Here is a 22,981-nt window from a genome sequence, read left to right as displayed (position 1 = left end):
TGCCGTTTCGGCGGTTTTGTTCGGTCTGCCGGGTCTGCACCAGGTGGCCATCCATTTCCCCTTCCAAGGCCGATTCCAGGAAGTGCTTGAGTAAGGGAGCGAACAGGCCGTTTTGGCCTGTCAGGGGTTTGCCTTCGTAGAGGCCTTTGATGGCCGCCTGCTTGAAGGACTCGAAATCGAAGTCGTTAGTTGTATCCGTCATGATTGTGAAAATAAGGATTTTTCTTTTTCCCTTCTATTCACCCTCAGCCTTGACACAGTTCAGCGAGCAGTCTCCTTCCTGTCGACGGAGAGCTAAATAATCAGGCAGAATTAACACTTGTCTCTATTTACCAGTAGGTGATCTAAGCGGCTTATAAACTTCCGTAATCTTATTCTTTCCGAAGAAAGAATTATATACGTAATCAAAATTAAAGTAATTTAAGATTGATTCGTGTAAATGTTTATTGAATGACGCGTTGGGCATTCCCATCGTCCATCTAATTACAAGCCACTGTGGCTGGTCTGTTTTACAGAGGGCTAATGCTATCTTTTTTACTTTTAAAATAGGAAAAATTGGTGTTGTTCCTTCCTTATTATAAATATCCTTGTTGTCAAATATATCCGTATTACCTTCTTTTGCATTCACAAAATCTTGTAGCATGATTTGATTACTGGAAAGTTTGATTTCGGCAACATCATTCCATTTGAGTTTATATTTTTCTTTTAGTCGAGCAAGATTTCTTTGAGCCAGGGAAAAATTTTCTGCTGACACAGGGGTTATTTTTTGCCAAATTGGAAGTTGCTTTTCGGCTTGTGTAAAAAACTCACCAATAGTTATTTTCTCAAATGGAAGTTCATTGTCTTTTGACATTATTACAACGTATTGCTGGTCGTCTTCAATAATTTTTGGTGGAATGTAAAAGTGTTTATACGCTTTAACGTATTTATTAAAGTTTATTAAATTGCTTGCGGCTTCGTCACTATCATTGTATCCTTTTGAATTGCTACTGAAATCGGGAATCACAAAATAATATTCGTCAGCACTTGAGATAAACGATACGGGCTTGCTGATGTGTTGCAGTTGGTTCGCTTCAATCCGCCAATAGGCTGCAAAGTTGTTTTGTGGTACAAATTTGCCATTCCCATCTTTTTTCAAAAACATATACATTCTTGAAAATGCACCATACATATGAGGTAGAGCCGCTAAATGCTCATTAATGGCATTGCCGAGAAGGCTATTCGTACCGCTGAATTTTGGAATAGCGTTTTGGTAATATCCTGCATCGCCCAGGCAACCTTTAGGTAAGTAAGATTGCTGCATCCACTCTACAAATTGCTGACTATACCCAATTTGTTTGGCACTATAAACTCTGTTGCTCAGGGTTTTTCCTGCTGGTGGAGTTGGGTGATTATAAATTTTTATCCAGCCAATATCTATCTCGGCAATGCTTTCCAGCGTAAATCCAATACCCTCTCTGTACACTTGGGCTTGCGTGGTCATTGAAATAGCAAGAAAGGTAATAAGAAGTACTTTTTTCATCTGAAAATTGGTTAAGGCGTTCACATTGTCGACCGAAAGCTGGAAACGTAAGTCAATTGTACGGACTTGCACCCAACATGTTATTATGCGCGATTTTGCGGAACTAGTCGGTTCTAAATGCCTAAAATTCAGGTGAATGTAGTTCCGCAAAATCGCGCTATACACTATCGTACGCCAAAGGGCGGAATTACATTCGTCGGGTTGGCAGTTACTTCTGGTTCCGCTTTGTGTCTACTCATAACGTTCGTTTCGTAACCAGTTCGCTTTGGTCTACAGGACAAGAAAAGCCCTAAATCAATACAAGATACTGATTCGTTAAAATGACGCAAGTGGGCTGATATAAAAAAAGACCTTCCCGATAGGAAGGTCTCTGTACCTGATAAAGAAACCGAGTCTCGTTATGGTTTAATAACGAGACTCGGTTTCTTATTTCTTTGCCACTACCTTTTTAGTTGTGGCTGCTTTTTTTGGCGCGGCTACTTTCGTTTTGGCGGGAGCTTTGGCTGCTGTTGCGGTTTTCGCTCCCTTTTTAGCCGTTGCTTTGGCCGGGGTTGGGTCGTCGCCCGCCAGTTTCAGACAGTCGTCGAGGGTCAGGCTGGCCGCGTCCACATCTTTCGGAATCCGGACGTTGCGTTTCCCCACCGCCAAATACGGTCCGTACTGCCCGTTCATGACTTTAATGGCCGGGTTCTCCGGGAATTCCTTAATGTATTTATTGGCTTCTGACACCCGCTTGGCGTCAATCAGTTCGATGGCCCGTGCCAGCGTCATGCCTGCCAGCGTTTCGTTGCGCGGAATGGAAATGTATTTATCCTCAAACTTTACGTACGGACCAAAACGGCCTTTACCGGTCGAAACGGGTTTTCCTTCGTAGTCGCCGATGGCTTCACTAACGGCTTCGGCCCTTTTCTGGGTGATAAGCTCCGTGGCCCGCTGGGCGTCGATGGTAAAAGGATCATCTTCCTTGGTCAGCGAAACGAACTTGCTGTCGTGCTTTACGTAGGGACCAAACTTACCGATGCCGATGGTCATGGGTTTGTCTTCGAAGAAGCCCACTTCGCGGGGCAGCGAGAATAAATCCAGCGCATCCTGCAGCGAGATGGTTTCAATCAACTGCCCTTCGCGCAGATTGGCGTACTGGGGTTTCTCTTCGTCGGTCGATTCGCCAATTTGGGCGTAGGCGCCGTATTTTCCCAGCCGGGCGGATATTTTCTTGCCCGAACGCGGGTCGATGCCCAGGTCGCGGGCACCCGTCTTGAACGATACGATGGACGACCCCTGGATAGCCTCAATGTTTTTGTGGAAATCGCCGTAAAAACCCTGTAGCATGGACTGCCAGTTCATGCGGCCGTCGGCAATCTCGTCAAATTCCTTCTCAACCGTCGCCGTAAACTTATAGTCTACAATGTCGGGGAAATATTCGACCAGAAAATCGTTGACCACGATACCCGTGTTGGTCGGGAACAGCTTGGCTTTCTCGGAGCCGAAGGTTTCTTTACCACTGGTTTCGCTGACATTGTTTTGCTGGAGCGTGTACTCGATGTATTTGCGCTCCTGACCGGGCCGGTCCTGCTTGACAACGTAGCCCCGGTTTACGATGGTGGAAATGGTAGGGGCGTAGGTAGACGGGCGACCGATACCCATTTCTTCCAGTTTTTTCACCAGCGATGCTTCGGCGTAGCGTGGTTGCGGACGGGTGAATTTCTCCGTCGCCTTCATCTGACCCAAGTTTAGCGTCTGACCGATGGTGAGCGGGGGGAGCATACCTTTGGCATCTTCGTCGTCCTCGTCATCTTTCGATTCCAGGTACACCTTCAGAAATCCATCGAATTTGATGACTTCGCCCTGCGCAACCAGTTCATTGGGGAAGTTTGTGGTTTGTGGTTTATCCACTGTTTCCGCAAACGGGCTGTCGTCCGGCGAACTGGGCTTCAGATTACCGGCAACGGTGGCTTTCATATTGCCAATTCCAATCGTTACGGTGGTGCGCTCCAGTTGGGCATCGGCCATTTGGGAGGCAATGGCCCGTTTCCAGATTAACTCATACAGGCGTTTCTGGTCGCGGTCGCCCCCGGCATTGCGGTCGTTGAAATTGGTGGGGCGGATGGCTTCGTGGGCTTCCTGCGCCGATTCGTTTTTGTTCTTGAAATGCCTCGTCTGCACGTACTGCTGGCCAAACTCGGTACTGATTTCAGAAACGGCTTTCTCAATAGCCTCTTCTGAAAGGTTAATAGAGTCTGTCCGCATATACGAAATCTTACCGGCTTCGTAGAGGTTTTGTGCAATCCGCATGGTACGGTCTACCGAATAGCCGAGTTTGCGGGAGGATTCCTGTTGTAAGGTAGAGGTTGTAAAGGGGGGCGCGGGCGATTTTTTGGCCGGGCGGGTCTCTAAATTTTTAATGGTGAAATTTGCGCCAATGCAGGCTTCCAGAAACGCGCGGGCATCACCGGCCGTGGGGAAGTTTTTAGAAATTTCGGCGTTCAGGACTTTGTTGCCGTCCACGATAAACTGCGCCGTTACCTTAAAGGATGATTTCGAGTTGTGCTGATCGATTTCGCGTTCCCGCTCTACCACCAGCCGCAACGCCACCGACTGCACCCGTCCGGCGGACAGGCCCGTGCTGCCTCCTTTAATTTTTCGCCACAGCACTGGCGAGAGTTCGTAACCCACCAGCCGGTCCAGCACGCGACGGGCCTGCTGGGCGTTCACTAAATCGACATCGATGGTGCGGGGTGACTTAATCGCATTCTGGATGGCCGTCTTGGTAATCTCGCGGAAGACAATTCGCTTGGTATTGTCGCGCAGACCGAGGGCTTCTTTCAGGTGCCACGAGATGGCTTCGCCTTCGCGGTCATCATCCGTTGCCAGCCACACTTCGTCAGACGACTTGGCGAGTGCCTTAAGTTCACTAACTAATTTCTTCTTATCGGGCGAAATTTCGTAGGAGGGTTTGAAGCCATTGGTCACGTCAACGGCCATCCCATCTTTGGGCAGATCGCGGACGTGTCCAAAACTGGATTTCACGGTAAAGTCTTTTCCGAGATAGCCTTCTATGGTCTTCGCCTTCGCTGGCGACTCCACAATGACTAAGTTTTTCGACATAATATGGTGTTCAGGTTGAAACTGTTTCCGCTGCCAGCTGACTACGAATGACCCGCGTGGTTCTACATACGCGGTTGGGCCAAATATAGACGCTAAAGCTATACTTACGCAATGCGTTAAGGTACATGTGGCAACAGGAAGACTGGAGATAAACTATATTACACTAACACTATGTATCCGTTCATCGTTCGGTTATCCGTCCTTAAAACCCTAAATAAGACCAGTCAAGCCCTATTTCCTGAGTATTAAAACGCCGATGCCGTACGGAAAAACAGTTGCCTGCCGGAATCGAACAAGGGTGAATAATTTATTCCTTCATATCGTCCCTACCCGTTATGGGCTGTTGGCAGAGACAGTATTTAACCAGGAAGGTCCGGTATTTGCCACACCTTTGCCTGCCTGACCTATAAACGCTACAGCAGGTACCCACTAACCTGGGGAATTGAGTAAATAGTGTGTTTCTCTGCCTTGTCTATGCGCTGTCAATCCGTTGTTGATGGTGCTCCTGTACACTGACTGGTAATTCCTTGTTACATACTCATATGGCCGAATATCAGACGCCTAAAGACCGTGCGTATACCGATAGCCTGCTTGGTTCTGCTCCCAAAGAGGCTGCGGCTTTTATGAATCTCAAGCATACGGCAGAACGAACCGATGGGGTCATTCCTGTCAAGTATCGGGAACTGATGTCGGTAGCTGTTGCTTTGATAACCCAGTGTGCCTACTGCATTGAATCCCACATCAATAATGCCGCTCGGGCCGGTGCTACCCGCGAAGAGATCGCCGAAACCGTGTTCATTGCGGCCGCGATTCGGGCGGGTGGTGCCGTTGGAAACGGTCTGATGGCCATGCGCCTTTTTGAGGAAGCGAGCTCTACGAAGGGGTGAGGCTGTTCTTTTCTTCGCTTTTACTGATGCAACAGGCGGTTTCATGTAATTTGTAACGTGCTGCCTGTCAAGCTATCTTCTGTCTTTTGGCTGTTAATCGGGGTTATCCTGATTGGTAGTCCTGGTGTGGCCGCGCAGGAGTCGATGTACCGCTTTGAGCGCCTTACGCCGGACGGTGGCTTATTGCAAAGTAGTGTGTTCGCAATTACCAGAGATAAGGCAGGTTTTGTCTGGATTGGTACACGGGAAGGATTGAACCGGTATGATGCCTACCGAATCAAATCGTACAAACATCGACCCAACGACACCGGGAGCCTGCCCGTTGTCCCGGCACCAGGCCCCTCTGATTACAGTACGCAACCCATGCCGTGTGTGTCGTCCGCACCGTGTTTCAGCCCGTCAGTACATACGGAAAAAGCTGGCTGAATCTCCATTCCTATCAATCTTGGGACTATTTCTTTCGGTTAGGGGACATTCTGTCAATTGGCTAATTAATTCGTGGTTTTATGCAATACCTTAGCCACCGATAATTGACGGGCGAGTCTACGCGTGCCTTTACGTTACTCGTAATGCCGTGCCTTAAACCCCTGGCTATGGATGCTGTAACAAGCCTGACTTTTCTCTCTATTTTCACTTTAACCATGTACAAGTATGAAAACCACTACCATTTTCCGCCGGGGCCTTGCAGCCATATTGCTGTTCCCCTCCCTTTCGCTACTGGCCCAGGACAACTACGTGGCCACCTCGCCCGCTTCCCCCACGCCGGGATACCAGAATACACTGGTCGGTATCAATGCGGGTAATAACACGATGACGGGGCGCAGCAATGTCTTCTTGGGCAACACGAGTGGCTGGCAAAACACCACGGGGAGTTTTAACACCTTTTTGGGGGTGCAGGCAGGTTCGAACAACTCAACCGGTGAGCATAACGCCTTTGTGGGGGTGAATGCTGGTTTAAACAATACAACGGGCAGCAACAATACCATTATGGGAAACAATGCGGGTAATGGGAACACGACAGGCAGTAAAAATGTCATGATGGGCACCTACACAGGAATTTTGAATTCCGCAGGCAGCAATAATGTGTTCATTGGTTACGAAGCTGGTAATCTGAACAGGGGTGGTAACGCCAATACCTTTATGGGCTATCGAACGGGGCAGGCCAACCGGACAGGAACGACCAATGTGTTTGTGGGTTCTGAAGCAGGAGTATCTAACCTGACCGGCTACAGCAATGCATATCTAGGGGTTCTGGCAGGTCGCTCTAATCAAACAGGTCACAACAACGTGGCCATTGGCGATTCGGCGGGATACAACAACACCGTCTCCAACAACACTTTCATTGGTAGCAAGACCGGTTTTTCCAACACAACTGGAGGATTCAACGTCTTTACCGGGGCTTACTCCGGCTATGATAACACGACGGGTAGTTTCGATGTCTTTACCGGATTGGATGCAGGCCGTTTCAACACAACCGGTAGTAATAACACGTTTACGGGGCACCAGGCGGGTTACTTGAATACGACAGGCAGCAATAATGCATTCGCAGGTTTTCAAGCGGGCAGAGCTAACACGACGGGTCATGATAACGCCTTTATGGGCTACCAGGCCGGTTTATCTAACACAACGGGTAGTCAGAATACGTTCATGGGGCAGGGTGCTGGCCAAAACAATACAACGGGTGCCGTCAATACCTTTTTAGGCGTTCAGGCAGGGTTATCCAATACGACGGGTGCTCTAAATGTGTTTGTTGGCCCGAGTGCCGGTGGAAAAAATACAGAAGGTGTTACCAACACATTTATCGGTTCAGGAGCAGCTCCCAACAACACGACGGGCAGCGGAAATGCATTTGTAGGATATAACGCAGGACTTAACAACACAACGGGTCAACAAAACGCATCAGTAGGTATTTTTGCCGGGTTCGGTAATACAACAGGAAATGGAAACGCCTTTTTAGGGCCAAATACGGGTGGATCCAATGCAACTGGCTCTAATAATACGTTTGTCGGCAATGCAGCCAACACTGGATCAGATGCTTTGACCAATGCCACCGCCATTGGATATCGTGCCAAAGTAAATGTGAGCAATGCTATTGTGCTGGGAAACGATGCCAGTGTAGGTATCGGCACCAGCAACCCCAACAGTAAACTCCACCTTACCAGTGGCGTGGCCGACCAGTCGGGATTGCGCCTGGAAAACCTCACCAGCAGTTCCCCCGCCACCGCGCTGAATCAGACCAAGTTTCTCACCGTCGATGGTAGCGGCAACGTCATTCTGGGTAGCACTACTGGTAGCAGTGCCCGTGTGGCGGCTGAGGATGCCCTCTGGGAGCGGTCGGGGGAGTTGGTGCGTAACACAGCCGGGGGTGTGGTGATTGGCGAAGGAGTGAGCAAGATCCCGGCGGGCTACAGCCTGTATGTGGGTCAGGGATTGCTGGCGGAGAAGGTAAAAGTGGCCATTAAAAACACGGATGAATGGAGCGATAAGGTCTTCGCCCGGGGCTATCGGCTGGCCCCGCTGACCGAGGTAGCGCAGTACATTCAGCAGCATCAGCACCTGCCGGGTATTGCCTCGGCGGAGGAAGTGGTGAAGGAGGGCATGGACGTGGCGAAGATGAACGCCAAACTATTGGAGAAAATTGAGGAGTTAACCCTCTATGTCGTGACTCTGCACAACGAAGTCGCGCAACTCCGTCAGCAGCGTACCCAACCCGTAACGAAACGTAATGCGCTACACAAAAAGTAAACCTTCTAACACGACAGCATCATGAAACGACTACTGATTGCCCCTACTTTTTTGCTGGCCTGCGCGGGTGCCTTCGCGCAGGTGGATGTCCGTACTGCTAACATTACCCAGTCTGTACTAGCTGGGACCGTTCGCGAAGACCGAGCCGTTGACAATCTTACCGCTGCCAATGTAGTGGAGGCCAGGGCTACGGCCCATTACATGGCTGGCCAGTCGGTCACGCTACAGCCGGGTTTTGTGGCTCAGGCAGGTTCCGTATTTCTGGCAACGATACATCCCACAACGAGTATCCTGTCGGCTGAACCCGGTACAACGCTTACGGTCAGAGCCTTTCCGAATCCATTCGAAACCACCACGACCGTAGAATATAATTTGCCCGAATCACTCCGCGTCACGCAAACGCTTATGGATGCCAATGGGCGTATGGTCCGGCAATCCGACGGACAGGCGGTCGAATCGGCGGGGACGCACCGCACCTTACTCGACCTGAGTCATCTACCCGTTGGCGTGTACCTGTATCAGGTAGAAACCGGTAAGGGTAGCCAGGTTTTACGGCTAATGAAAAAATGATTGGTTCCGAAAGGACCGTCTGAGCCAGTAAGCCAGCAAGGTGTAGCGATTCTATGCTACGCCTTGCTGGCTTACTGTGCATATCACTTCAGCAGACTTAAATCTGGCTGGGCGTATTTGTAGACCTTAAAGTAGAGGGTTGTTTTGGTTTGGTAAACGCCCTCGATGGTCGAAATATCGCTCACGAATTGTTCCAGGTGGGCATTGTCCGGGCACATTACATCTACTTCCAGGTCATACTCGCCCGAGGTGCTGGCTAAAAAGCTGACCTCGGGGCGACTGGCAATGGTTTGGGCAACCGACTCCTTCAGTGTAGCCGGACGAACGTAGACCGCGATGTGCGCGTAAGCCCCAAAACCGGCTTTGTCGGGGTCAATCCGACCAATGATACTGATGATACCATCGTCAATCAGGCGGTTCAGCCGGGTTCGGGCTGTGCCCACCGACACGTTCAGCCGGTCGGCCATGTCGGTAAACGACATCCGGCCATCCTGCTGAAGGCAGGAAAGCACCTTAAAGTCCAGGTCGTCCAGTATGAGTTGCGTTTTCTCCACAGCGAAATAAATTCGCCTTAAAAATAATAGATTCAATTGCCTTGTTTCTAACTTTTTTTTAGTTTGCACCTTATTCTGCTGAAAAATATGCAGTTATCGGCGCAAAGTATATGAAGTACACCCCGGTTCAGAATTATAGCAACGGGCAATTTGTGGCAGCAGCCACCGACCGGACCTTACCCGTTATCTCCCCGGTAGATGGCACCCTTCTTTCCACCGTTCCTTTATCGACGGCTGCGGATTTGGCAACCGCCGTTGAAGCAGCTAAAAAGGCGTTTCCCGACTGGAGTCGAACCACCATCAAGGAGCGGGTGCAGGTTTTTTACCGGTATAAAGCCCTGCTGGAGAAAAACCTGAAAGAGCTGGCCCTGCTGATTCAGGAAGAGAATGGAAAAACCTACGAAGAAGCTGTTGCCGAAATTGAAAAAGGGGCTGAGTTGGCCGAGTTTGCCTGTTCGCTGCCGCAACTCATTACCGGTGAGATTCTGGAAGTGAGCCGGGGCGTCGAGTGCCGGACCGAACACGTACCGCTGGGTGTGGTGGCCAGTATTGTGCCGTTCAACTTCCCCAGCATGGTACCCAACTGGACCATCCCAAACGCCATTGCGCTGGGCAACTGCATGATCCTCAAACCGTCGGAAAAAGTCCCGTTGAGCGTGGGTCGACTAGCCGAACTATTGCAGGAAGCTGGCCTGCCACCGGGAGTTTTCAACGTGGTACACGGCGACCGGGAAATCGTGGAAGCCATCTGCGACCATCCCGATATTGAAGCCGTATCGTTTGTTGGCTCCACCAAAATCGCGAAAGCAGTGTACAAACGGGCGACGGGTAACTTGAAACGATGCCTGGCCTTGGGAGGAGCCAAAAACCACCTGATCGTACTGCCCGATGCCATTCCCGGCATGACCGCCCAGAACATCACCGCATCCATGGCCGGTTGCGCGGGTCAGCGGTGTATGGCGGCTTCGGCCATGGTAGCCGTTGGTCCCGTCGACCATATCATCGAGAAACTATGCGAAGAAGCCCGCAAAGTTGTACCCGGCCAGAACCTCGGTGCGGTGATAAACCGGGCGTCGAAAGACAGAATAGAACAGTACATTACCGAAGCAGAAAGTCAGGGCGCTAAGGTGCTGGTCGATGGTCGTAATCCAACGGTGGCCGGGAAAGAAAACGGCACCTACGTCGGCCCAACGGTGATTGATTACGTAACACCGGATATGGCCATTGCGAAAGAAGAAATTTTCGGGCCGGTCATCAGCATCATGCGGACTAACACGGTGGATGAAGCACTAGCCATCGAAAATGCGAACCCCTACGGTAATGCTGCGTCGGTATTTACGCAAAATGGCGGCATGGCCCGGTACGTCATGGATAAAGCCAGTGCCGGTATGGTGGGGGTAAACGTGGGCGTACCCGTTCCGCGTGAGCCTTTTTCATTCGGTGGCTGGAACGAGAGCCGCTTTGGCGTAGGTGATATTACCGGCAAAAGCTCCATCGAATTCTGGACGAAGCTAAAGAAGAGTACCACCAAATGGAACCCCGAAGCCGGGATAAACTGGATGAGTTAGCATCACCATCTGAACTCCACCCTAACCCTCCCCGTACGGGGAGGGTTAGGGTGGAGTATAATCAAACCAAAAACACTAAACCAACATGCTTGACACAGCCACGCTTTCCGAAACGCAGGAAGTATTGCAGGATAGTTTCGACTACACCGTTTTTGCCTGGAGCAAACAGAAAAATATTTCACCCATTGCGGTCAAATACGGCAAAGGTGTTTACCTGTACGACTACGACGATAAACGCTATCTCGACTTTTCGTCGGGCCTGATGAACGTAAACATCGGGCACGGCGATCAGCGCGTTACCGATGCCGTGGTCCGGCAGATGCAGGAGGTGAGTTACGTGACACCCTACTGCGTCACCAAAGTGCGGGGGGAACTGGGTAAAAAGATGGCGGAAATCTGTCCCGGCGACCTGAACAAAGCGTTCTTCACCCTGTGCGGAGCCACGTCCAACGAAGCCGCCATCAAACTGGCCCGTCTGTACACGGGACGGCATAAAATTCTGAGCCGCTACCAGTCGTACCACGGCGCTACGTATGGTACCTTGTCCGTTGGTGGCGACCCCCGCAAGCATCCCGATGACTCCCAGCAGGCTCCCAATTTTGTGCATATCGACATTCCGTACAAATACCGCTGGAATCACGACGAAGCCAGTATGCTCACCGATTCCGTGGCGCAACTGGAGCGGATTATCGCCTACGAAGGGCCGGGCACGATAGCCGCCATTATGCTAGAAGGCGAATCGGGTACGTCGGGTTGTTTGCAGTATCCGGTTGGTTACCTGGCCGCCGTTCGGGAAATCTGCGATAAACACGGTATGCTGCTGATTATCGACGAAGTGATGAGTGGCTTTGGTCGGACGGGCAAATGGTTTGGGTTTGAAAATCATGGTATTGTGCCCGATATGGCAACGATGGCGAAGGGCATCACCAGTGGCTATATCCCGTTCGGGTGCCTGATGGTGACGGATAAAATTGCGGCCCGCTACGACGATACCGTGCTGGCAACGGGCATGACCTACGCAGCTCATCCGGTAGGCTGTGCGGCTGCGCTGGCCAACCTGAACATTTACGAGGAAGACAATTTGATTGAGAACGCGGCCGAAATGGGGAAGTACGTGGCGGCTCAGGCTGAATTGATGAAGCAGAAACACCCCAGCATCGGCGACTTCAGAACGACGGGTCTACTGGGCTGTTTTGAAGTGGTCAAAAACCGAACTACCAAAGAACCCATGGCACCCTTCAACGCCAAACCCGAAGAAATGGCCGTAATGGGTAAAGTAGCCGCTAAAATTAAGGAGTTAGGTATGTACACGTTTGTGCGCTGGAGTTATATCTTCGTGGCACCACCCCTGTGCGTTACCAGGGAGCAAATCGACGAAGGCCTGGCCATCATCAGCGAAGCCCTGAACATTGCGGATGCGCATGTGGAGTAGGTAAATTACAGTAGAACGATACTATCTGGTAATAGCGTAGCGGGTACTGCGCGTCATCCATCAGTGAATGAAACGTCAGCCACAACCGTAATCCATTTAATGCAGGAAGCAGTACTTTCTTATAAAAATGGATTCACTTAATTATGACTAAAATTAGAACACGGATGACACCGATAGAACGGATTTTCACTAAAACCAGCGATCTAAAGTAGATTCATTCTATCAGTAAAATCCGTTCTATCGGTGTCATCCGTGTTCCATGTCTTTTTTATCTGAAATCCCTGATGCAGACAATCACAGAAGCCCCCATCACCGAATCGACTGCGCTTTACAGCGAGGATTTGGCCCCCATCCCCGCGTCGAAACGGACGTGGACGACCTGGAATTACGCGGCTCTCTGGATCAGTATGAGCCTATGTATTCCCACGTATATGATGGCCAGTTCGCTCATTCAGGGCGGGATGAATTGGTGGCAGGCCATTCTGACCATTTTTCTGGGGAACACCATCGTACTGATTCCAATGGTATTGAATGGCCGGGCGGGGGCCAAATACGGCATCCCGTTTCCGGTATTGGTACGGTCCAGTTTTGGTACCAAAGGGGCAAACATTCCCGCTTTGCTGCGGGCCATTGTCGCCTGTGGGTGGTTTGGTATTCAGACCTGGATTGGCGGTTTTTCCATCTACCAGATGCTTCGACTGTGGCTACCCTCGCTGGAAACATTACCAACTGTTTTTCCAGCTTCGTTTGGGCTGGAAACGGGTCCGGCCATCTGCTTCTTTCTGTTTTGGTTACTGAACATGTACGTCGTATACCTTGGCGTTGACAGCATTCGGAAATTGCTGGTGTTCAAAGCTTTTTTTCTGCCCGTAGCGGCACTGGCGTTGCTCTGGTGGGCCATCTCGGCTGGCAATGGGTTGGGCCCTATTCTGGAGCAACCCGCTAAATTCACGTCTACGGCAGCCTTTTTTGCCTTTTTCTTCCCCGCCCTTACCGGGATGGTTGGTTTCTGGGCGACCCTGTCGCTAAACATTCCCGACTTTACCCGCTATGCCGTCAGTCAGAAAGCGCAGGTGACGGGTCAGATTATCGGGCTACCACCCGCCATGACGTTGTTTTCGTTTATCGGGGTAGTCGTCACATCGGCGACGACTATTATTTACGGCACTACCATCTGGGACCCGCTCGTGCTGGCTGGTCGGTTTGATAGTAAGTTACTGGTCAGTATGGCCATGATTGCCGTCGCTATTTCGACGCTGGCTACCAATATTGCTGCTAACATTGTTAGTCCGGCCAACGATTTTGCGAACCTGGCTCCCTCGAAAATCGACTTTCGGAAAGGAGGCTACATTACAGGTGTAATTGGTATTTTGATTTTCCCCTGGAAGTTAATCGCCGACCCAACCGGCTTTATTTTTACGTGGCTGGTGGGGTATTCCAGCCTGCTCGGGCCGGTAGGAGGGATCATGATTGCCGATTATTTCTTCCTGCGGAAACAGCAGCTCCAGTTGGGCGATCTGTACAGCGAAACGGGAGTATATGCCTTTGGAAACGGCTTCAATACGGCGGCTATCATTGCTTTGTTATTGGGCATTCTACCTAACATTCCCGGCTTTCTGACCACCATTCAGGTCATTCCGGCAGACAGCGTGCCCGGCTGGATTTCGCAACTGTATAATTACGCGTGGTTTGTGGGGTTCTTTGTGAGCGGTGGGGTGTATTTGATATTGATGCGGAAAAGCGTTTCTTACCACAGCGCACCGCAACCCGATGCGCTATTTCGAAGCTAGTCTATCTCGAAGGAATGATATGATTATTGCAAAAATGAAGCCCGTAGGGCTGAAATCTTTGTAGAAAGACCGGCAAAACCCAAAATAAAACGCCATAGGCGTGACATCTGCTGCATGGCTAATACATACTCGCAAATTTACATACAAGTTGTTTTTGCTGTAAAGGGTCGGGAGAATCTGATAGGAGAAACATTTAGGGACGAACTGGAAAAATACATCTGTGGGATTGTGACTGGTAAAAACCAGAAAGTTTTAGCTGTTTATTGTATGCCAGACCATACGCATTTGCTCATAAGTTTGAAGCCAAATAATTGTATATCTGACCTTGTCAGAGATATTAAAGCAAACGCGTCTGGATGGATAAATGATAGGGGATTTGTAAAGGGTAAGTTTAACTGGCAGGAAGGGTTTGGTGCATTCTCGTACTCAAAATCTCATCTGGACAATGTGATTAGCTATATACTTTCTCAGCCAGAACATCACCGAAAAAAGAACTTTAAGGAGGAATATCTGGATTTCCTGAGAAAATTTGACGTTGATTATGACGAAAAATATTTGTTCGATTGGATTGAGGAAGTGTAATAAGGAATGAGATTACGCTCCTACGGAGCTTATTGGGCTAACGATAGTTTCTCTTTTCTACAAAGATGCCGGCCCGACGGGCCTTTACTATTCTCATTATAAAGACAGGCTCGTCGACCTTTCGCTGATTTTGACTTAAGTACTATGTCTATACTCATTAAAAACGGCCACATCGTTACCGCCACCGACGAGTATGTCGCCGATATTTTCATCGAGGGCGAAACTATCTCCGCTATCGGGAAGAACCTGCCGATGCAGGCTGATACGACGATTGACGCCACTGGGAAGCTGGTGTTCCCTGGTGGCATCGACCCGCACGTTCATCTGGATATGCCGTTTATGGGTACTTTTTCGAGCGACACGCACGAAACGGGAACCCGCGCGGCTCTGTTCGGCGGCACCACGACGGTCATTGATTTTGTCCTTCAAAAACAGGGGCATTCCCTGAAAGAAGCCCTCGCCGAATGGAATTCCCGCGCTAATGGCACCACCGTGGGCGACTATAGTTTCCATATGGCCGTAACGGATTTCAACGACGACACCAAAGCCGAAATTCGGCAAATGGTGGAAGAGGAAGGCATCACCTCGTTCAAGACCTTCATGGCCTACAAAGGGGCGTTGATGATTGACGATAGCCAGATGGTCGGCCTGATGCAGGAAGTGAAAAAGCAGGGCGGTATGGTTACGGTGCATGCGACGAACGGCGATGTTATTGACTACCTCGTTGCCAAACACCGGTCCGAAGGAAAGCTATCGCCCCTGTATCATTACCTGTCGCAACCCGAAGTCACCGAAGCGGAAGCCAGCGGCCGCTTTGCCGATATGGCCGACTATACCGGATGCCCCGGCTACATTGTTCACATGACCTGCGAAGGTGCCCTGAACGCCGTTCGGAATGCGACCCGGCGCAACCAGAAAGTATTCGTCGAGACCTGTATTCAGTACCTGATTCTTGATGCTTCCCTCTACGAACAGGACTTTGATGGCGCAAAGTGGGTGATGAGTCCGCCGTTGCGGGAGAAAAAAGACCAGCAGACGTTGTGGGCGGGTATCAACCAGGGACTGGTGCAGGTGGTAGCGACCGACCATTGCCCGTTTATGTGGGAACAGAAACTGATGGGAAAAGACGATTTCTCGAAGATACCCAACGGGCACCCGGCCATCGAAAACCGGATGGAACTGCTCTATAGCGAAGGTGTTCACAAAGGGAAGATCACGCTGAATAAATACGTGGAAGTGGCCTGTACTAACCCCGCGAAAATCTTTGGGATGTTTCCCCGTAAGGGAGCCATTGCCGTGGGCAGCGATGCGGATATTGTTATTTTTGACCCGGAAGAAAAACATATGCTTTCGGCCAAAACGCACCATATGAACGTTGATTATTCGGGATACGAGGGGATGGAACTAACCGGCAAAGTGAAAACCGTTTTGCTGCGCGGCACCGTTGCCATTGACCAGAATGAGTGTCGGGTTGAAAAAGGATACGGACAGTTCATCAAACGAAATAAAGTAAGCGGGAAAATATAAGGAGCCCGTAAACCTAAAACTACTAATATAAAATGCCACGAATCATTAAATCGGGCTTGATACAGATGAGCCTGCCCATGACCGAAGGGGAGGGGACGATTGAGGAAATTAAGGAAGCGATGGTGCAAAAGCACATTCCGCTCATCGAAGAAGCCGGTCAGAAAGGGGTGCAGATTTTGTGCCTGCAGGAAATTTTCAACACGCCTTATTTCTGTCCGGGCCAGGATAAAGCTTGGTACGCATCGGCTGAATCGGTTCCCGGTCCTACCACCGACCGCATGGCCGAATATGCCAAAAAGTATAATATGGTGATGATTGTGCCGGTGTATGAGAAAGAACAGGCCGGTGTGCTCTACAACACCGCTGCCGTCATTGACGCCGACGGAACCTACCTGGGCAAATACCGCAAAAACCACATTCCCCATACGTCGGGATTCTGGGAGAAATACTTCTTCAAACCCGGAAATCTGGGCTATCCGGTTTTTCAAACGCGCTACGCAAAAATTGGTGTCTACATCTGCTACGACCGCCATTTTCCCGATGGAGCGCGGTGCCTGGGGCTTAACGGGGCTGAAATCGTTTATAACCCGTCGGCTACGGTAGCGGGATTATCGCAGTATCTCTGGAAACTGGAGCAGCCTGCCCACGCGGCTGCCAATGGCTATTTTATGGGGTGCATCAACCGTGTTGGTGAAGAGAAGCCCTGGAACCTGGGCCGGTTCTACGGCACCTCTTATTTCGTCGACCCACGCGGCCAGATTTTCGCTACGGCTTCGGAAGATAAAGACGAACTCCTCATCGCCGACTTCGACCTCGACATGATTGAAGAGGTCCGTAACACGTGGCAGTTCTTCCGGGATAGACGGCCTGAGACGTACGATAAATTGGTGGAACTGTAGCTTTTTAACCGTAAAGACCGCTAAGATAACCGCAAAGGACGTCTGGCTTTCTTTGCGCTCACTGCGATAACCTTAGTGTACTTTGCGGTTATCTTTTCCCTCCATTGGCATGTCTATTCTTAATAATCGGCTAACGAACGAGCAATACGAGCAGAACTTCAGCGATATTCACCCGCCCTTCGATTCGCGTGAAGCGGCCCTGGTGGAAGCAAATCGCTGTCTGTTTTGCTATGATGCCCCGTGCACCAAAAGCTGCCCGACGAGCATCGATGTGCCCAAGTTTATCAAGCAGATTACGACGGACAACGTGAAAGGATCTGCATTTACCATTCTGGATGCCAACATCATGGGGGGCGGCTGCTCCAAAGTGTGCCCTGTGGAGAAGCTGTGCGAAGGATCCTGCGTTTTCAACCTGATGGACGAGCCGCCCATTCCTATTGCCAAACTACAACGCTATTCCACCGAAAAAGCCATTGCCAACAAGTGGCCGCTGTTTCAGCGCAAACCGTCGGTCGGTCGGAAAGTAGCGGTGGTGGGGGCCGGGCCGGCTGGCTTGAGCTGTGCCCACGCCCTGAGTCGGGAAGGGGTCGATGTGACCATTTACGAAAAGGAAAGTAAAGGCGGTGGGCTGATGACCTACGGTATTGCTGCCTACAAAGTAACCCCCGAATTCTGTGAAGAAGAGGTTGAGTTTATCACCTCGCTGGGTGGCATCGATATCATCTACGGGCAGGAACTGGGTAGGACGATTTCGTTGCCTGAATTACAGGCCAGCTACGATGCGGTCTACCTCGGCATTGGGGTAGGGGTTGCCCGTCAACTGGATATTCCCGGTGAAGAACTGACGGGGGTGGAAGATGCCATCCGGTTCATTTACGACATTCGTGAGCTGGGCTACCCGTCCGTTCCGGTTGGCGATAAAGTAGCCGTAATTGGGCTGGGTATGACGGCCATCGATGCCGCTACGCAGGCCAAACGGTTGGGTGCCAGTGAAGTAACTATCGTGTACCGCCGGACCCAGGCCGAAATGCCCAGCACCGAAGTTGAACTGAATCTGGCAAAGCTGGACGGGTGCAACCTGATCTGGCTGGCATCGCCCAAAGAGATAAAGGGCGAAAACGGGCGGGTTACGCAACTCATCTGCAACGTTATGGAACTGGGCGTACCCGATACCAGTGGCCGTCGTTCACCAGTCGAAACAGGCAAAACGATTACGCTGGATGTCGACATGGTCATCAAAGCCGCCGGTCAGGTGCCCTACGAAGCGTTGGTTAACACGAACCAGCTTACCCACTGGAATGGCAAGGTGGCTATTGACAGCTACTGCACCACCAATATCCCCGGCGTGTTTGCCGGTGGCGACTGCGTCAACGGTGGCAAAGAAGTTGTCGACGCCGTACAGGCGGGAAAAGACGGAGCAAAAGCGATTTTAAACTTCATACAGAGTGAATGAGTGAAAGAGCGAAAACCATCCGGTTAATTCGCTCTTTCACTCGTTCGCTCATTCACTCATTAAAAAGTGGCTGACTTAAGCGCAAACTTTCTCGGTATCAAATCGCCGAACCCGTTCTGGCTGGCGAGTGCCCCACCAACGGATAAGCAATATAACGTGCTCCGGGCTTTCGAAGCGGGCTGGGGGGGCGTAGTCTGGAAAACGCTGGGCAGTCAGGTGAAGAACGTCTCTTCCCGCTACTCCGCCGTTGAGTTTAACGGAACAAAAATGATGGGGTTCAATAACATCGAACTCATTTCTGACCGCCCGCTGGACATTAACCTCCGCGAGATTGCCGAGTGCGTTCGTCTGTTTCCCGATCGGGCGATGGTGGTGTCGCTCATGGCGGATAACTCCCGCGAGAAATGGCACGAACTCATTGCGCAGGTGGAAGATACGGGTGCGCACGGGCTTGAACTCAACTTCGGATGTCCGCACGGCATGACCGAACGGGGGATGGGTGCCGCTGTAGGACAAGACCCCGAAATTGCTAAAATGGTGGTGGAATGGGTGATGGAGAAAGCCACCATTCCGGTCATTACCAAACTGACCCCCAATGTGCATTCGGTGGTGCCAACGGGCCGGGCATCGGTCGAGGGCGGTACGCATGCGCTCTCCCTGATCAACACCATTCAGTCGATAACGGGAGTAGACCTGGACACGTTTGTACCCAACCCGTACGTGGCCGGCAAGTCGGTGTATGGCGGGTATTGCGGCCCGGCGGTGAAACCCATTGCCCTGAAAATGTTAACGACTATCGCGCAGGATCCGGTCACGGCCCACGTTCCGGTGTCGGGAATTGGGGGCGTGAGCACCTGGAAAGATGCCGTTGAGTTTATGCTGTTAGGTGCGTCTAATGTGCAGGTTTGCACCGCCGTAATGAAGCATGGTTTCCGAATCGTGGAAGACATGATCGATGGCATGAATAACTGGATGGACGAAAAAGGCTTCAAAACCCTCGATGATTTCATCGGTAAATCCGTTCCGACCATCACGCACTGGGAAGACCTGGATATCAATTATCATATCGTTGCCAACATCGACCAGGATAAGTGCATTCATTGCGGCCTGTGCTACATCGCCTGCGAAGACACCTCTCACCAGTCCATCAGCCTGACGTACGGTAATCCGTATAATACCTATTCCATCAAAGAGGATGAGTGCGTTGGCTGTAATTTGTGTAAATTAGTTTGCCCGGTCGATAGCTGCATCACGATGGTGGAGCAGCGCAAAGGCGATGAATACCTGAACTGGAAAGAATTTCAACGGCGCGGGCTGCCGTTGAATGACCACTAAATCGTACCCATTAGCCGCCTGGGCTGATGCGGTCATTTTATTTTGATAACGTCTATTCTAAACAACAGGGAAGTTAGCTCAGCGCTGCCACCGGGTACGCCGGTCCTTGATTTTGTGCGCTATAATCAGTACCTGACCGGCACTAAAATCGGTTGCCGCGAGGGCGATTGTGGCGCCTGTACGGTGTTGGTCGGCGAAGTATCGACGGGGGAATTGCGATACCGCACGGCTACTTCCTGCCTGATGCCGCTGGGCAATGCGCATGGTAAGCACATTGTTACCATCGAAGGGCTGAATATGGCTGAACTGAATCCCATTCAGCAGGCTATGGCCGATGAATCGGCGACGCAGTGCGGTTTTTGTACACCAGGTTTCGTGGTATCGATGGCTGGTTTCTGTCTGAGTAAAAAAGCCCCGACATCCCAAAATGCCATTGCGGCCGTTGATGGCAATATATGCCGGTGTACGGGCTATAAGTCCATCAAGCGGGCGGCTGCGCGGGTAGCCCAGTTGCTGGCAGACAGGAGGGAAGAGGCCCCGGTAAACTTTGCTGCGAATCAGGCCATTCTGCCAGCCTATTTTTCTACCATTGCCGAACGACTTCAGGCATTGTCGCTGAACCTCAACGGCGAACGAACGAACGACAATCCAGCCGCGCAGCGGGTTGGGGGAGGCACGGATGTGTACGTGCAGAAGCATGATGAGATTCGCGATGCGTCCATCCGGTTTCTGTTCGATACCCCGGATTTAAACGGCATCCGGCAGGTAGGTGACCAGTGCCTGATGGGTGCATCGACGACGGTAACGGACCTGATCGAATCGCCCGTCATGCAGGCTCATTTTCCTGATTTCAATCAGTATACCACGCTGATTTCGTCGACGCCTATCCGCAACATGGCAACCATCGGTGGTAACTTCATCAATGCGTCACCCATCGGCGATTTCACCGTCTTCTTTCTGGCACTGGACGCCACGCTGACCTTCCGTGCTGGACGTACGGTGCGGGACTTGCCGCTGCGTGACTTGTATCAGGGCTATAAAACGCTGGACAAACATCCCGACGAGTTGCTGGAACAGATTCGGTTTACGTTGCCCGACAGAAATACCCGGTTTAATTTCGAGAAAGTCAGCAAACGGACGCACCTGGATATTGCCAGCGTCAACTCCGCCATGAGTATTACGATTGAGGATGACGTTATCACAACCGTCAGACTTTCTGCCGGGGGCGTTGCGCCCATTCCAAAGCAGTTGACGAAAACGGCCGCCTATCTAACCGGAAAACGGCTGACCGAAGCACTGATTCTGGAAGCAACCCGCATTGCCCAAACCGAAATTACCCCCATCAGCGACGCCCGGGGTTCGGAGACATACAAGCGTTTGTTGCTGAGCCAACTCATCAAAGCCCATTTTATCAAGCTATTTCCGGAACTAAAAGCAGCGCAGTTACTAACTGTATAATTGGTTACCCGCCACCGGACGAGCAGACACGCCCCATCGAGAGGTTTTTAAGTGGTTAAAATTACCTGACACATAGTGGGAAATTCCATCGTACTTAGTTTATTGCCACTTTATAAGGCACAAGCAGTACCGATGAAAAAATTGCTTCTCTTCCTGAGTATCTTCAGCGCCATCAATGTAACAGCGCAACGAATTGACCAGATGGACAGCCTTCAAAGAGCCAGGCCTGAGCACGCAGTAAGAAGAACAGAAGCAGTCAGTTTATTGCTTTACAATCGGCTGATCATCGATGCGAAAGGCAACATTCGCACTGACCAGAACATCGTACCGACTTTTCGCCTGAGCAATTTCCTGAAACTACAGGTGGGCTTCCGACTGGGCGAACGTCCGCATAATCTGAATTCCTATTATCATTACAAGGTAGAGCTACAAACAAAGTCGTTCTGGAACGTACTGCGGTTTATTGCCCGCATGTCGACGAATGTGATCGAAAGCACGGGGCCTGACCTGGGCGACCCCTATACCCGGAGCAATTATCTGGGCGTAGCCGAGGTGAAGTACCCACTATCGAAGAAATTCCTGTTCGCGGGCGGGGCCGGGTATTTGTATTCGTTCAAAAAGGCTAATTACCTTGAGGGAGCATCCGTAGCGGATGGTATAGAAAACAATCACCTTATCTACAAAGCCGCTATTCACTACGAATTCAGTCCGAGGGGCTTTGCGGGTGTGGAATTTGGCACCTACGATGTATTCAACCCGTATAATCTCCACGAACCCTTCGCGCAGGTAGACTGCGAATATGATTTCTCGGAGCGGGCCACACTCTATACGTACTACCGGTACCAGGAAGCGGGCCATTTCAACGAGCCACTCAACAGCTTTATCTGCACCGGTATCCGGCTGCACTTTTATAAAAAGTAAAGCGGGACCGTTAAACAGACTAACGTGACTACGGGGCTAAAATTAACCCCGTAGTCACGTTAAAGTAGGAATAATTTCAGGAGACCAGTGCGTTTCTGTGATAAGCTGTAGCTGTCCCAAAGGTATAGGCAGCGATTGGTGAGTTAGATTCGCTGATAGACCGTCGTTATTTTTTGCGCTTTTGTCGGATTGGGCGTTTCAGGGTTATCGGCGTAAATAAACACCCAGGTCATGGTATTGCCCTGGAAACTTATAGCGCACGTTGCCGGTGGGAAGCCCTTCGTGGTGGTTGTAACCGTTATTTTCCGACCACTTATTGACCACCTAGCCTCGCTATTCATCGATTCAATGGTTTTCTTTAGTGAGCCGCAAGCATCTGGAACATTCGATTTTAACCGACCATCGCCCGAGAAGGTGTAGGTAATATCTTTAATGCAGTGCATCGACTTCGTCATCATTTGTAGCATATCGGTTGTTTTACCACTGGTATCGACCATCGTCATGGCCGTTCGTTTCCATGTTCCGGTAACCCCGTCGAACGTTGATGGTAGGGTAGGACGGTAGGCCGTTCCAACCAGCGTAATGAATAAGGTGAAGATGAATGAGCGATGCATAGGAAGGCCGGTTTATAGG

The 22,981-nt window shown here is 50.8% G+C and carries 18 protein-coding genes and 1 pseudogene; 14 read left to right on the top strand and 5 right to left on the bottom strand.

What is annotated here, in order from left to right; all coding sequences use genetic code 11:
• The 3 genes and pseudogenes from B157_RS0111295 to topA all read right to left on the bottom strand — a co-directional run.
• Positions 1–202 (bottom strand): annotated as a pseudogene (locus B157_RS0111295) (IS256 family transposase); the annotation flags it as partial.
• 123 nt (positions 203–325) lie between these two features.
• On the bottom strand, positions 326–1,522 hold the full coding sequence (locus B157_RS0111290) for a hypothetical protein (RefSeq protein WP_020603437.1): 1,197 nt from the start codon (positions 1,520–1,522) through the stop codon (positions 326–328).
• Positions 1,523–1,948: 426 nt separating this feature from the next.
• Positions 1,949–4,627: a type I DNA topoisomerase gene (gene topA, locus B157_RS0111285; RefSeq protein WP_020603436.1), complete on the bottom strand. Its 2,679-nt coding sequence runs from the start codon at positions 4,625–4,627 to the stop codon at positions 1,949–1,951.
• Between the two features lie 542 nt (positions 4,628–5,169).
• On the opposite strand from topA, the gene B157_RS0111280 reads away from it, so the two are divergent.
• From B157_RS0111280 to B157_RS0111270, 4 genes are all read left to right on the top strand, one after another.
• The gene (locus B157_RS0111280; protein WP_020603435.1) at positions 5,170–5,514 is read left to right on the top strand and encodes a carboxymuconolactone decarboxylase family protein; all 345 of its coding nucleotides are present in this window, start codon (positions 5,170–5,172) and stop codon (positions 5,512–5,514) included.
• A gap of 57 nt (positions 5,515–5,571) precedes the next feature.
• Positions 5,572–5,940 (top strand): two-component regulator propeller domain-containing protein, encoded by a 369-nt coding sequence (locus B157_RS38245; RefSeq protein WP_157618399.1) that lies wholly within the window; start codon positions 5,572–5,574, stop codon positions 5,938–5,940.
• A gap of 225 nt (positions 5,941–6,165) precedes the next feature.
• Positions 6,166–8,259 (top strand): beta strand repeat-containing protein, encoded by a 2,094-nt coding sequence (locus B157_RS35085; protein WP_020603434.1) that lies wholly within the window; start codon positions 6,166–6,168, stop codon positions 8,257–8,259.
• Between the two features lie 21 nt (positions 8,260–8,280).
• The gene (locus B157_RS0111270) at positions 8,281–8,829 is read left to right on the top strand and encodes a T9SS type A sorting domain-containing protein (RefSeq protein WP_020603433.1); all 549 of its coding nucleotides are present in this window, start codon (positions 8,281–8,283) and stop codon (positions 8,827–8,829) included.
• An 83-nt stretch (positions 8,830–8,912) separates the two neighbouring features.
• On the opposite strand, the gene B157_RS0111265 is transcribed toward B157_RS0111270, so the two are convergent.
• Positions 8,913–9,383 carry an Lrp/AsnC family transcriptional regulator gene (locus B157_RS0111265; RefSeq protein ID WP_020603432.1) on the bottom strand — a complete coding sequence of 157 codons (471 nt, stop codon included), beginning with the start codon at positions 9,381–9,383 and terminating at the stop codon, positions 8,913–8,915.
• 110 nt (positions 9,384–9,493) lie between these two features.
• Between B157_RS0111265 and B157_RS0111260 the strand changes: the two genes are divergently transcribed.
• From B157_RS0111260 to B157_RS0111215, 10 genes are all read left to right on the top strand, one after another.
• Positions 9,494–10,951, top strand: a complete 1,458-nt coding sequence (locus B157_RS0111260; protein ID WP_020603431.1) for a CoA-acylating methylmalonate-semialdehyde dehydrogenase — start codon at positions 9,494–9,496, stop codon at positions 10,949–10,951.
• A gap of 85 nt (positions 10,952–11,036) precedes the next feature.
• Positions 11,037–12,383 carry an aminotransferase class III-fold pyridoxal phosphate-dependent enzyme gene (locus B157_RS0111255; RefSeq protein WP_020603430.1) on the top strand — a complete coding sequence of 449 codons (1,347 nt, stop codon included), beginning with the start codon at positions 11,037–11,039 and terminating at the stop codon, positions 12,381–12,383.
• 284 nt (positions 12,384–12,667) lie between these two features.
• The gene (locus B157_RS0111250; protein WP_020603429.1) at positions 12,668–14,173 is read left to right on the top strand and encodes an NCS1 family nucleobase:cation symporter-1; all 1,506 of its coding nucleotides are present in this window, start codon (positions 12,668–12,670) and stop codon (positions 14,171–14,173) included.
• A gap of 114 nt (positions 14,174–14,287) precedes the next feature.
• Positions 14,288–14,755, top strand: coding sequence for an IS200/IS605 family transposase (gene tnpA / locus B157_RS0111245; RefSeq protein ID WP_020603428.1), 468 nt, complete (start codon positions 14,288–14,290; stop codon positions 14,753–14,755).
• A gap of 144 nt (positions 14,756–14,899) precedes the next feature.
• Positions 14,900–16,282: a dihydropyrimidinase gene (gene hydA, locus B157_RS0111240; RefSeq protein ID WP_020603427.1), complete on the top strand. Its 1,383-nt coding sequence runs from the start codon at positions 14,900–14,902 to the stop codon at positions 16,280–16,282.
• 32 nt (positions 16,283–16,314) lie between these two features.
• Positions 16,315–17,181, top strand: a complete 867-nt coding sequence (locus B157_RS0111235; protein ID WP_026308635.1) for a nitrilase-related carbon-nitrogen hydrolase — start codon at positions 16,315–16,317, stop codon at positions 17,179–17,181.
• 109 nt (positions 17,182–17,290) lie between these two features.
• On the top strand, positions 17,291–18,634 hold the full coding sequence (locus tag B157_RS0111230) for an NAD(P)-dependent oxidoreductase (protein ID WP_026308634.1): 1,344 nt from the start codon (positions 17,291–17,293) through the stop codon (positions 18,632–18,634).
• Between the two features lie 66 nt (positions 18,635–18,700).
• Positions 18,701–19,969 (top strand): NAD-dependent dihydropyrimidine dehydrogenase subunit PreA, encoded by a 1,269-nt coding sequence (gene preA, locus B157_RS0111225; protein ID WP_020603424.1) that lies wholly within the window; start codon positions 18,701–18,703, stop codon positions 19,967–19,969.
• Between the two features lie 42 nt (positions 19,970–20,011).
• Positions 20,012–21,427 carry an FAD binding domain-containing protein gene (locus B157_RS0111220; RefSeq protein WP_020603423.1) on the top strand — a complete coding sequence of 472 codons (1,416 nt, stop codon included), beginning with the start codon at positions 20,012–20,014 and terminating at the stop codon, positions 21,425–21,427.
• A gap of 132 nt (positions 21,428–21,559) precedes the next feature.
• Positions 21,560–22,348, top strand: a complete 789-nt coding sequence (locus tag B157_RS0111215; protein WP_063881391.1) for a hypothetical protein — start codon at positions 21,560–21,562, stop codon at positions 22,346–22,348.
• 143 nt (positions 22,349–22,491) lie between these two features.
• On the opposite strand, the gene B157_RS0111210 is transcribed toward B157_RS0111215, so the two are convergent.
• Positions 22,492–22,962 carry a lipocalin family protein gene (locus tag B157_RS0111210; protein ID WP_020603421.1) on the bottom strand — a complete coding sequence of 157 codons (471 nt, stop codon included), beginning with the start codon at positions 22,960–22,962 and terminating at the stop codon, positions 22,492–22,494.
• Positions 22,963–22,981 lie beyond the last annotated feature (19 nt).

Origin of the sequence: Spirosoma spitsbergense DSM 19989, assembly GCF_000374085.1 — a bacterium.
Classification (GTDB): domain Bacteria; phylum Bacteroidota; class Bacteroidia; order Cytophagales; family Spirosomataceae; genus Spirosoma; species Spirosoma spitsbergense.
Note: the sequence above shows the minus strand (reverse complement) of the source record. Positions and strands in the feature narration are given on the sequence as shown.

What these genes read in the sequence shown, in the direction of transcription:
- B157_RS0111290 (WP_020603437.1), bottom strand. Translation starts at nt 1,522, where the DNA reads ATGAAAAAAGTACTTCTTATTACCTTTCTTGCTATTTCAATGACCACG.
- topA (WP_020603436.1), bottom strand. Translation starts at nt 4,627, where the DNA reads ATGTCGAAAAACTTAGTCATTGTGGAGTCGCCAGCGAAGGCGAAGACC.
- B157_RS0111280 (WP_020603435.1), top strand. Translation starts at nt 5,170, where the DNA reads ATGGCCGAATATCAGACGCCTAAAGACCGTGCGTATACCGATAGCCTG.
- B157_RS35085 (WP_020603434.1), top strand. Translation starts at nt 6,166, where the DNA reads ATGAAAACCACTACCATTTTCCGCCGGGGCCTTGCAGCCATATTGCTG.
- B157_RS0111270 (WP_020603433.1), top strand. Translation starts at nt 8,281, where the DNA reads ATGAAACGACTACTGATTGCCCCTACTTTTTTGCTGGCCTGCGCGGGT.
- B157_RS0111260 (WP_020603431.1), top strand. Translation starts at nt 9,494, where the DNA reads ATGAAGTACACCCCGGTTCAGAATTATAGCAACGGGCAATTTGTGGCA.
- B157_RS0111255 (WP_020603430.1), top strand. Translation starts at nt 11,037, where the DNA reads ATGCTTGACACAGCCACGCTTTCCGAAACGCAGGAAGTATTGCAGGAT.
- B157_RS0111250 (WP_020603429.1), top strand. Translation starts at nt 12,668, where the DNA reads ATGCAGACAATCACAGAAGCCCCCATCACCGAATCGACTGCGCTTTAC.
- tnpA (WP_020603428.1), top strand. Translation starts at nt 14,288, where the DNA reads ATGGCTAATACATACTCGCAAATTTACATACAAGTTGTTTTTGCTGTA.
- hydA (WP_020603427.1), top strand. Translation starts at nt 14,900, where the DNA reads ATGTCTATACTCATTAAAAACGGCCACATCGTTACCGCCACCGACGAG.
- B157_RS0111235 (WP_026308635.1), top strand. Translation starts at nt 16,315, where the DNA reads ATGCCACGAATCATTAAATCGGGCTTGATACAGATGAGCCTGCCCATG.
- B157_RS0111230 (WP_026308634.1), top strand. Translation starts at nt 17,291, where the DNA reads ATGTCTATTCTTAATAATCGGCTAACGAACGAGCAATACGAGCAGAAC.
- B157_RS0111215 (WP_063881391.1), top strand. Translation starts at nt 21,560, where the DNA reads ATGAAAAAATTGCTTCTCTTCCTGAGTATCTTCAGCGCCATCAATGTA.
- B157_RS0111210 (WP_020603421.1), bottom strand. Translation starts at nt 22,962, where the DNA reads ATGCATCGCTCATTCATCTTCACCTTATTCATTACGCTGGTTGGAACG.